The sequence below is a fragment of the Brevinematia bacterium genome (assembly GCA_039630355.1).
Taxonomy (GTDB): domain Bacteria; phylum Spirochaetota; class Brevinematia; order DTOW01; family DTOW01; genus SKYB106.
Genome location: JBCNVF010000083.1, coordinates 1 through 11,435 on the forward strand (window position 1 = coordinate 1; position 11,435 = coordinate 11,435).

Below are 11,435 nucleotides of genomic sequence, written 5' to 3' on the forward strand. Positions count from 1 at the left end.
GGAGGACCCTGAAGGGTATATAGGTGGGGAGATAAGTTGGGATGGGACAGATATGGATGGAAAGCCTGTGAGAAATGGTGTGTATTTGTATAGAGTAAAGGTGGAGGATAAGGTTTATACAGGAACAATTGTTTTAGTTAAATAGGAGGTGAAGTATGAAGAAGGTATTGGGTTTGATTTTAGTTTTTGTGATAGTATCTTTAGGATTATTAACTTTGGTTGAGGAATTGAGAGCACAGTCGTATTCGTATTACGAAAATTTCAGCGGGACGCTAACAAGCCTAACGAACAATGGTTGGAGAGTGCATACAGTTAGAGGTAGAAGTGGAATATTCCCAATGACTACGAATAACCACCAAAATTATGATGACTACCAAAATTGGTATTCTGCATTTACTGTTGGAACTGCTAGTGGTGTTTCTGACAGTAGCTTGATAGTGTATGGTAGGGCTAACAATTGTCAGTTAACATTGAATAATTACTGGGCAGGAAATAGTATAAAGTTCATACCTGCTAGTAACTCTCAAATAGGAAGAACGATAGTAGCAACTCCTGAGACACCATTTGGATTTACAGTTGTTCACAGGATGTCTAGAGTGGATAATTTAAGTGACCATAGGGTCCAACGTCTTTACCACAGGTCTGCTATTAACATTTGGATAGCAGAGGAGAATTATAAGACAAATACATGGGAAAACTATGACAATTTTGTGCTCCTTTATCAGGAGATGGAGTCCGGTAATACTACTGTAAGTGAATGGGGCTACTACAAGGGTGGTAGAATTCATTTTAACTTAGCAAGTGGTGTTTTCTACGATAACTGGGGTAATAGTGCTTCGTTTTCAGGCCTTAGAGTTAATATGCAGGATAATAATTTAGGTTATCTTAATATGAACTTCTATGGTGGTAATGCTGGAACGAGTTATGCTAACACTAGTGTTTTTGGTATTAAGGTGACGCACGATGGTAGTAAAGTTTCGTTTTACTTTAACCCTCAGCCTTATGCAAGTGCTGGTTCTTGGTATAAGGTAGGGGAGACAGGAGTGGGGTGGTATTCTAATATAGTTGTTGAGTTTGGGCATGATAGTTTGATTTTTGTAAGTGAATCTCAGGAAGCTTATTGGGATGATTTTACCATCAGGACTGTTACGAGTAACACTACTGCATATATATTACAGCCTACTGAGACAGTTATCAATGCTACGAACATTTATACTGTTGTTATTTCAAATGACATAACTGTAAACGATAGTGGTGTAGGTGAGATAAAGATAGTCAAGCCTGCGGGTTTTGGAGCTTGGGATACTAATGCGGTGTGGGTTGAAACTTACTACATAACGGGTGCTGATACTAATAATAGGGTTTTCTCTGGAGAGCCTCTTGCGAATCAGTTTTTAGTTAGGGTTCTTCCGAGTGATCCTAATTCACTTCTTATAAGGTTTAGAATGGCTAGTGCTTCTGATAATGCCATCATTAGGAGTTCTACTCCTAATAGAACTATAAGAGTATCGTTTAGGCTTGTTGCTCCAAGTGTTCCAGATATTTACGGAAATTACAAATTTGGTGTTTACGTGGATTGTAGCAAGATTCAGGGAACAGGTACAGATATTGCGTATGCTACAACTGGTTGGAAGAAAGCTAGAGAGGTTGGAGCTGGATTAAGTGTTAAGGTTTATAACAGACCTTATATTTTTGCAGGTCTTTCCTATTCACCTACGCCAATGTATGAGGGGGACTATGTGTATAGTGTTATTTACAACTTTTCTACTAGTGGTATATCTAATAATCCAGATATAGGTATAGTTGAGATAGCAATACCTAGTGGGTTTGTGGTTAGCAATGCGTTTAAGTCTTTGATAGTTCCGAGTAACTATATATTCCTTACAAATTACGGTGGAACTAACAGGATAAGAGTAGATTACAGGAGTCATGGTAGCTTTATACCGGGGGTAGATGGTCTTGATAGACTTGAGTTTTATATTACTCAAACTCCTGACTTGCCTGTGGGAGTGAGGACATCTAATTTTGTATGGCCTATATGGGTATACGACAAATTTGGCACTTCAGTATTTTTGGCTGGAACTAATACTAATGCTACGTATAGAAGTCAAAGGACTGAGGTGGTGATTATATCTCCACAGGCTCTTGTTTCAATATTCCCACCGAAGGTAAATAATGCTGTTAGGACAAATACTTTTGCTTATAATGTGATAAATGGTGGTCCTATCGGGAATGATATTATAAAGTTGTTCATCCTTTTTGATACTAATTATATAACCAATCATGCTTGGGGGTTTTCAAATAATTCTGACTCTTTCCCAGCGAGGATATCTACCAGCAATATAGTTGGTCTTGGCTTTGGAGTATTCGTAGAGTACACCAACTCTTCTAAACCATTAAGAGCTTCAAGTAATGATATCATTTACTTTACAACAGTTCACAGAAGGAATGTAGATGATCCTCCTGTTATTGCGGAGTTTGTGGTTTATGCTGACAATGGTAATACTGAAGGATTGAAACGGGGATTTGAATACAATCCGAATTCTTGGAAAGTTTTGATATCTCCTCCTGATCCTGAAGCAGAAGCATATATTTTCACAAACAAGATAGATACAACTGTTGTTAGTTTTGCTGTAACTAACCATATCTTTAATGTTGGTGCTTCTGGAAACAATATAAGGAAGGCGAGGATAAGGGTTCCTAGTGGGTTTGTTATAAGGGGAGTTTCTCTGATACCTGGTTTCAGTTGGCTTACGAATTCAAATAATATAGAAATTTCAGGCAATAACATAATACTGCATTATGATAATGAAGGGGTTGGTCTTAGGTCTGTATATGAGAACCCTTCGTATCAAGACAGAATACTAATAACTCTGAGCAATACTAACTACTTTACGCCTACGGTTTTGACTCTGCAGACGTTTGTTAGTAACGCAAGAGGTGAGACTAATGCTAGAGACAAATCTTCTTTAGAAAGACAGATTTTGCACATAGAGTGGCCTGATGTTAGAGCTTGGGTATCGGTGTATAATACCAATACCAACTCCTATATAGGGCTTAGCGATATAGACTCTTCTCTAATTACGAATGTCATATTTGTCAGGGTTTCTAATCTAGGTGCTAATACTGGGTCTAGTAACATAATCTATAGGCTTAGGATAAACATACCTACGGATGTTTCAACTAATGTGTTTGATATTAATAGCAGTGTCATAAGTAATGATGCTTTGTGTGCTAAGTTCATTCCTTCTGGAAACTATGTGTTTATTGACTATCAGAATGATGAAACGAATTTGAGACCGGGTGGTGAGGATATAATAACTTTTAAGATGGTTGATTTTGTTGAAACTTCTTTGCCTAATAAACAGTTTACAGTTGTGGCTTCTAATCAGAAAGCTTATCAGCAGATAACCAATGGTAGCTGGACCTTAAACTTCAAGATGCCGAGGGTTTATCTTGGTGCGAAGTTTGAACAGCAAGTGGTATATACGTCCACTACGCCAACGAATGTGAATATCAAGCTGATATTATCAAACGCAGGATTTGGTTCTAATAGGTTGTATAGGATAAGAGTATTAGTACCGCCTGTGTTTACAAATAGAATTCTAGGAGTAAGTTCTAGTATAGTTGGAACTTCTGGTGTTGTTCTTACGCCAAGTAACTTCACGATAAACTACGTAAGTGTTGGAACGAATTTACCTGCAGGTTTCGTTGATGAGGTAATGGTAATGTTCTCAAACACTTTCTCTTCGCCTACTAACGGAGAGTTTATAGTGATAGGTAGTAATGGACAGGATTACACCTCTGATGGTTGGGAAGAGGGAACCAATGTTATTTACTCAACAAATGATAGGAAACTTTATATCTCTGAGAGACCTTTGGTTAATCTTACTCCTTATGTGATATACACTACTACCAACACGAATACTTTGGTTTTGACAATATCCAATGGAACCAGCGCTGGAAACAAGGAGATACATAGGGTTGGTGTAGTAGTTCCTACTATATTTGGCGTTAGTAATATCTCGGTTATAAACACTACTCCTTCTGATCTTAATGTGATACCCAACATAACTATTGATACGAATAATAGGCTGATAATAGTTACCTTTGCTAGTGAGAAGCTTAGAGGTGGTAAGAGGCATTCCATTCAGATTACGGCTATTGATAACTTTAACTATGGAGAGACTAATGTTGTGTGGGATGTTGGGGTTGACTATGGAGATGGATATAGTAACAATAACTTTGCATACCCGGTGGGTGGTAGTAATTCCACTTTTGTCAAGCTACCGCCTTCAAGAGTCTACGGTAAGCTTATACCAAATGATGTGTATTTTGACCTAGATGAGGTTGACTTACAGCTTGAGCTTACAAATTACGGAGAAAGTTATAATGATGTGTACTGGGTTAGGGTTTATTTGCCAAATATAGTTACCAATGTTGTTATCATCTCCAATAGAATTCCTGCAAGAATACAGTATCTGTCGGCTAGTAATGTGATATTTATAAACTACTTTATAAGCAATACTAACTTGCCTTCCAAGCAAAGAGATATTATATATTTCACTGCGTATGATAGTATTGATAACAACATAATTTACTCTTCTAATCTTGTGGTGCAGGTTGCGAATTATCCTAGTAATGTGTATTTCACTGATGCTAGTCAGCTAGTTAGTGGTGATTTGACCTATCGTATAGCTAATCCGCCATACAGAGCAAATTACAGAATTGAGCCAAATATTGTTTCTGCGTTTGAGACAGGATTTGTCACGTATAGGATGTTTGTTGATAATGCTGGTAATACTGGACATAATGCTAGGGTGCTGTCAATTTCTTATCCATTTGTCCTTATAACCAACGATATGGTTGTGAGTAATACCTATGGCAATGCTAGTGTTAAGATTTTAACAAATAGAATAATTGTTGAGTATACCAACTCTTCTGGGTTACCCGCTGGTGCAAGTGATATTATTTATGTTCATGCAAGAGATAATTGGGTTATAGGTGATACGAATGTTTCGTTCAGTCTCCGGGTAAAGTTTGATACAAGCGGTGGTAAGTTTGTGAAGGGTAGGGTAGTTGGAGGAACGAATGTAGTTTACTACATTTCAAGTCCACCTTATGCTTATGTTAAGATATTGTATAGAGATATTTACTATTCTAATCCTAAGCCTACTATAATGCTTACGGTTTCAAACGGTGGGAGTGGAGATAATATAATCAATAGGCTGGATATAACGATTCCTTCCGCACTGAGAATAGGGTTTAATGTCGGTGAGGTTAGTAGTGTTTATGCTACGAATATATCGTATTCCTCTGGAGTCGTTACTTTGCTATATGGTGGTCTTCATGCCAATGATGTTGATACTATCCTGATACCTGTTTCAAATACGAACACTGTTGGTAGTTCTTTTGAGTTAACAGGTAAGGCGTATAACGGTGTAACGAATGCGGAAATTATTCCAACAGGTATTTTGGATACTACCATAAGATTTATCTCTCTCCCAACTGTTGAAATATTGAATCCTATTGTAAGCACATTCCTGAGAACCAATGAGATAGTGTTTAAGGTGGAGAATAACGTTTCTGGTGATGCTGTTATCAAAAACTTTAGGATTTCTCTTAGATGGCCGTTTACTAATGTTATACATGTTAGTAGTTCAAAACCAGATGCTGTTGCTAGTGTGAGTAATGCTACGAATGTCTACATCTCGTATAGTAATGGTATTGGAAGGGGAGATTATGATTTGGTTACAGTTCGGGCTCAGGATGTGTTTAACTTGGGTGTTACTAATACGAGTGTAATGTTTTATGTTAATGAAGGAGTTGGATACGTTGTTCCGAACATTGGAGCTAGTGGAAGTAATATATCCTTGGTTATGCCACCTGCTCAAGGATATGCTAGCTTGGTCAATAAGTATGTATTACTTTCCACTGTTTCAGGAGTTCCTTCTACTAATCTTGTCAGAATTGTTTTTACCAACACTGGTGATACTATGAATAACGTTACTTACATTAAGGTTGTGATGCCAAAGGATATAACTAACTTCATAACAATCAGCAACAGTTTGGGTAATACCGTAATCTCTAATGTTTCAAATGTGGTTTTCATACACTATACAAACGATGGTCTGTTGTCAAAGCAGAGTGACTTAGGGTGGTTTGTTTTTGAGAATTACTACTCCTATAAGACGAATATAAGGTTGAATGTTTACTATGATAACGGGTTGGGGGTTGAACAATTTATTGATCCACCGATGGGGCAGACTTTGACATTGCTTTTTGATTTCCCAGAAACCCCTGCTGATTACAACATAGTAAAGCCTACGGATATTGCTTATACCATTGATACAAATCATACTATTATCTTGAGGTTAGCTAACAATTCCTATAGTTATCCTATATTGAATGTTAAAATTCCGTATCACAGCTCAAATTACACAATAGTAAACATTCGTAGTTCTAATAACTATGTTAGTTCATGGGTTGTATCTAATGGTGAGTTGTATCTCTTTACGTCAATTCCAACGAGGAGAAGTGAGTATATACTTATAGATGTTGTGTATAACTCTTCACTAAAGCCGGAGATAATAAACACAACGAATGACCTTACTGCTGAAGTTTACTATGATGGTGGTGAGAGATACGAGAGTGTGAATATTCCTTCAACTGAAACTTCAGCTTTTAAGATACTCTATGCTAATTTTGGTAGGGTTATAGGTCTTGTGAAGCCTCACTATAGTGATATAAGTGTTAGGGTTTTATATAGCGGTAGTGATACTATTGCTACTAATATATTTGGTGAGAATATCCTGAGTTCTTTGAGTTTCGTAGGGGTGAGTAACAATGTAATGATAGGTAGGTATAGGCTAGATTTTGTGCCACCTGGAACTTATGATATACTGATTACAAGTTCAAAGTATAGGTTTATGAAGATAGCTAATGTTGTTGTGCCTGCGAATACTATTATTAATGTTAGTATGGTTGTTCTAAGCAATGCTCCGTTTAGCACTGAAGCTAGGGAGGAGCAAAGTGCAGTTTCTTTAGATGATGGTAAGACTATGCTAATTGTGCCACCTGGTTCGTTACTAAATGATTTCTCGGTTGATATAATAATAAGGAATGCAACAGGTGAAGAACAGAGTGGGGTGATGAATTCAAAAGGAGTTGGTTCGTTTAATAACCTAAGTGATATGAAGGTTTATGAGGTTATTATGAGAACAGTGCCGGGAGAGAATATATTTGAGAATCCACTTAAGAGTGATGTTATACTCAAGTTCTATTATGACGAAAACTATATCTCTTCACAAGGTTGGAGTGAAAGTAAGCTAAGTGTTTGGTATTGGAAAGATACGACTAGAGAGTGGGTAAGAATCGGTGGCCAAGTTGATATGCAGAATAATTTCGTATACATAAAGACTAGGTATTTGCATAGAGTTTATGCTGTTATGGGCGATGGTAATGTGAAGAAGGAAGGAGTGGTAAGGAATGTTAAAGCTTCGCCTAATCCGTTTACGCCTAATGTTAAGAATACTACCGTTGATAATAAGTATGGTATGCTCAAGATAACTTTCGAGTTGGATAAACCTTATGACAAGTATCAGGTGAAGATATATGATGTTTCTGGTAGACTGGTTAGAGTTTTAGAGGGAGATGGAAGTTATGGTCAAGGTGAAGTGTATTGGGATGGTAAGGATCACGATGGGGTTTATGTAAGAAATGGTGCCTATCTGTATGTAGTGGTAGCAGGAGGCACAGTTGGGTATAGAGGAACTATTATTCTTGTAAAATAAATTTAGGAGGGTTGTATGAGGAGAGTAGGTGCTTTGGTTGTTTTAAGTCTTTTAGCTTTGGGAATATGTGCAGAGGGAGCCTTTGAGTATCTTGACAGAGGCACAAGTGTGAGGGCTAAAGGTTTTGGGAATGCGATGTTTGGTATATTTGACGGGGTTAATGGTTTGGAGTATAATCCTGCGCTTATGGCGAATACGAAAAGTATAGAAGCAAGAGTGAATTTTGGGTTGCCTATATCCTACGTTGATGATGGCGGGATGAGTATGTTCAGTATCTACGGTGTCATTCCTTTCTGTAACCGAGGTTATGCCGGTGTGGATTATCTAGCTGGGATGATTGCTGGAGGAGAAGTGCCTTACTTCTTTAGAGAGGGATCAATAGGATTTTCCTATTCTAGGTTTGATGTTATGAATCTGTATTATGAGCAAGTAGTAAGTCTTGCTTACGCAAAGAATCTAGATGACTTTATATCTAAGGGTGCTAGGATGTCTGCTGGTGTTAAGTTAAACCTTTATAACCTGGGTCTTGTGCCAAATCCTGATACACAAGTAAATCCATTTTTGGGAGATAGACTTAGTGCTTGGGGTTTTGGAGTTGATGTTGGAGTTACCTATGACTTTAGCTATACGATAAGGCTAGGTTTCGCAATCCAGAACTTAATAAAGCCTAACACTGCAATCATAGAGGGTAATGAATCAACATTGCCGAGAAAGATAAAGGCAGGTGCGAATTGGATAGTAGGCTCGTTTTTTGGAGTTTTTGAAGATGTTATGGTAGGAGCAGGAATCACACAGACTGAAAGAGAGCCTGGTGATAATAGGGAGTTGGATTTAACTTATCATCTCGGGGCTGAGACTTGGTTTTTGGATAAAATAATCGGCTTTAGAGCAGGATATGAATTTGGGCTTAACGAGTTTATGAATGTAAGTATTGGACTGACTTTTGCCTATGTTTTTGCCGATGAACATGAAGTAAACATAGACTATAGTATGGGACTGATGCCAAGTATTCTAGCTTCCTTTGGAGATCTTTCTCATTCTTTCAGTTTGGTATACAGGTTTAGGCTACCAAGAAGTGCTTTTGCCTACACAGAGGAGAAGATAAAAGAGTTGCAGTTTATGGAGGAGTTAGAGAAGAGGAAGAAACAGATGAAAGAATTGGGAGTAGAAGCTCCTTCTTCTCAATCTCAGGAAAAGAAAGAAGAAGTGATTGGACCGGTTGAAGAAGTAAAACCTCAGGTTGAGCAAAAGACCGAGGAAGTAAAACCTCAAGAAGTAAAACCTCAAGAAGCAACTGACGAAAAGAAGAAACCCACAAAGAAGAAAGGAAAGTAGTATACTCTCAAATAGTAGGAGAGCCACCTCCTAGTTTTGGGTTCTCTAGCCCCCCACTTATCGGACAGTTTGAGTGGGGGGTTTTGTTTTTTACGACTACTGCTATCTAGAACTAAGGAGAGTAGTTAAGCAAAGTTTTTCTTTTATTTCTCTCGCAGTCCCTGACGGGACTGGGTGAGTACCTTCTTCAACAAGAGAACTGAAAGAAGTAAGTAAGCGAAAAATTTGGAATTCTGATCGCTCACCTAACGGAAATTGGAATTTATTGATGGGAATTGGAGTTTATTGAAGGGATATTCTTCTTTTTGATAACTTTAGGGTTTGTGTTAGATAATTTAGTGTATGACGCTTGAGGAGGCAAGGAAACGAGCAAAGGAGTTAAGAGAGCTAATAGAGTATCATAACTACAGGTATTATGTTTTGAATCAGCCTGAGATTTCTGATTCTGAGTATGATAAGCTTTTTGGAGAACTGGTGGAAATAGAGGCAAAGTTTCCCGAGCTTGTTACAAAGGATTCTCCTACTCAGAGAGTGGGAGGGACGGTAGCGAAAGAGTTTAAAGAAGTTCCACATCTGTTCCAAATGTATAGTTTGGGAAATGTCAAGGATTTTGGGGAATTTGAAGAATTTGTAAGGAGGGTGAAAAAGCTTTCTTCTAGGGATGAAATAGAGTTCGTTTGTGAATGTAAGTTTGATGGGCTTGCAGTTGAGATAGTGTATAGGGATGGGGTTTTAGATGTTGCTTCTACGAGGGGTGATGGCACTTTTGGTGAGGATGTGACTCCTAATGTTAGGACGATAAGGAATGTTCCGCTTTCAATACCTTTTGATAAGGAAGTAGCTGTGTATGGTGAAGTGATAATGTTCAAGGAAGATTTTGTGCGCCTTAATGAAGAGAAGGAGAGAATGGGTGAACCTGTTTTTGCAAATCCTAGAAACGCTTCTGCTGGTTCTTTAAGACAACTTGACCCTAAGGTAACAAGAAGTAGAAGGCTTCACTTCTATGCATATTATGTTATGTCTAATTTTGACTTAGGAACCAGAACTCAGCTGGAGAACATTAAGCTTCTTGAGTCTTGGAAGTTTTCGGTTCCTGAGGTGTTTTTCTCTTCCAACCTTGAAGAGATTAGGAGATACTACGAGCAGGTAGAAAAAAGTAGATCAGATTTTCCTTTTGATGTAGATGGAATTGTAGTGAAAGTAAATGACTTGAAATTACACAAAGCTTTAGGAAGTGTTGGGAAGGACTTAAGGTGGGCAGTTGCTTGGAAATTTAAGCCTGAGCAGGGAGTGAGCAAGGTGAGGAATGTTGTTTTCCAAGTTGGAAGGACGGGAGTTATAACTCCTGTCGCTGAGCTTGAGCCTGTGAGAATAAAAGGAGCAACAATTTCTAGAGTCTCGTTGCACAATTTTGATGAAATAGAGAGACTTGATGTGAGAGTGGGAGATAGAGTTATAGTTGAAAGAGCAGGTGATGTCATACCTTATGTTGCAAAAGTAATTAAAGAAGAGAGAACAGGAGATGAGAGAAAAATTTTGCCTCCTTCTAGGTGTCCTGAATGTGGTAGTGAGGTAGTGAGATTTGAAGGAGAAGTTGCGTATAGGTGTGTGAATAACTCCTGTCCTGCGCAAGTGATTGAGAAGCTTAGGTATGTTGTCTCTAAGGGTAGATTTGATATCCAAGGTATTGGTGATGAGATAATTGAAAAACTTTTTGAAATGGGATACTTAAAGGATATTGCTGATATTTTTACTTTGAATGCTAAAAAACTTTTCTTAGCGGGAGTTGGGGAAAAGAATTCGTTAAAGATTGAGAAAGCTATAGATAACGCAAAAACCATAGAGTATGATAGGTTTATAACCTCTCTTGGGATAAGGTATGTGGGAGAACAAACAGCAAAGTTACTAGCACAAAAATTTCAGCCTATTGATAGGCTTATGGGTGTGAAATATGAGGAATTGGTAGAAGTAGAGGGTATAGGTGAAGTTGTGGCTAAGTCAATTGTATCTTTTTTTGCTAATGAGAGCAATGTCAGAACTATTAGGAAGATGATAGATGCTGGTGTAAGAATAGTTTATCAGCAGATAGGGTTTACTTCTATTTCTGGGAAAACGGTGGTAGTAACAGGAACTCTTAAAAACTTCTCAAGGGATGAGATAAAGAGGATTCTTACTGCTTTGGGGTGTAAAGTAACGGAAGCTGTCTCTTCAAAAACTGATTTTCTTCTACTCGGGGAAAATCCTGGAAGTAAGTATAATAAGGCTTTGGAGTTGGGAGTTAGAATAATATCAGAAGAAGAGTTTTTG

Annotated in this window: 3 protein-coding genes; all 3 read left to right on the plus strand. The window is 37.9% G+C overall.

All coding sequences use genetic code 11. The annotated features are described in order from the left end of the window. The first annotated feature begins 155 nt into the window (after positions 1-155). Positions 156-7,793, plus strand: coding sequence for a FlgD immunoglobulin-like domain containing protein (locus tag ABDH28_05655; protein ID MEN2998503.1), 7,638 nt, complete (start codon positions 156-158; stop codon positions 7,791-7,793). 15 nt (positions 7,794-7,808) lie between these two features. Further along, a complete protein-coding gene (gene traF, locus ABDH28_05660; protein ID MEN2998504.1) occupies positions 7,809-9,128 on the plus strand; it encodes a conjugal transfer protein TraF in 1,320 nt (439 codons plus the stop codon). Between the two features lie 342 nt (positions 9,129-9,470). Continuing rightward, a partial coding sequence (gene ligA / locus ABDH28_05665) for an NAD-dependent DNA ligase LigA (protein ID MEN2998505.1) occupies positions 9,471-11,435 on the plus strand: 1,965 nt, incomplete at its 3' end.

Bases quoted from the DNA above. Each gene is read 5' to 3' on its own strand.
- ABDH28_05655 (MEN2998503.1), top strand. From the start codon at position 156: ATGAAGAAGGTATTGGGTTTGATTTTAGTTTTTGTGATAGTATCTTTA.
- traF (MEN2998504.1), top strand. From the start codon at position 7,809: ATGAGGAGAGTAGGTGCTTTGGTTGTTTTAAGTCTTTTAGCTTTGGGA.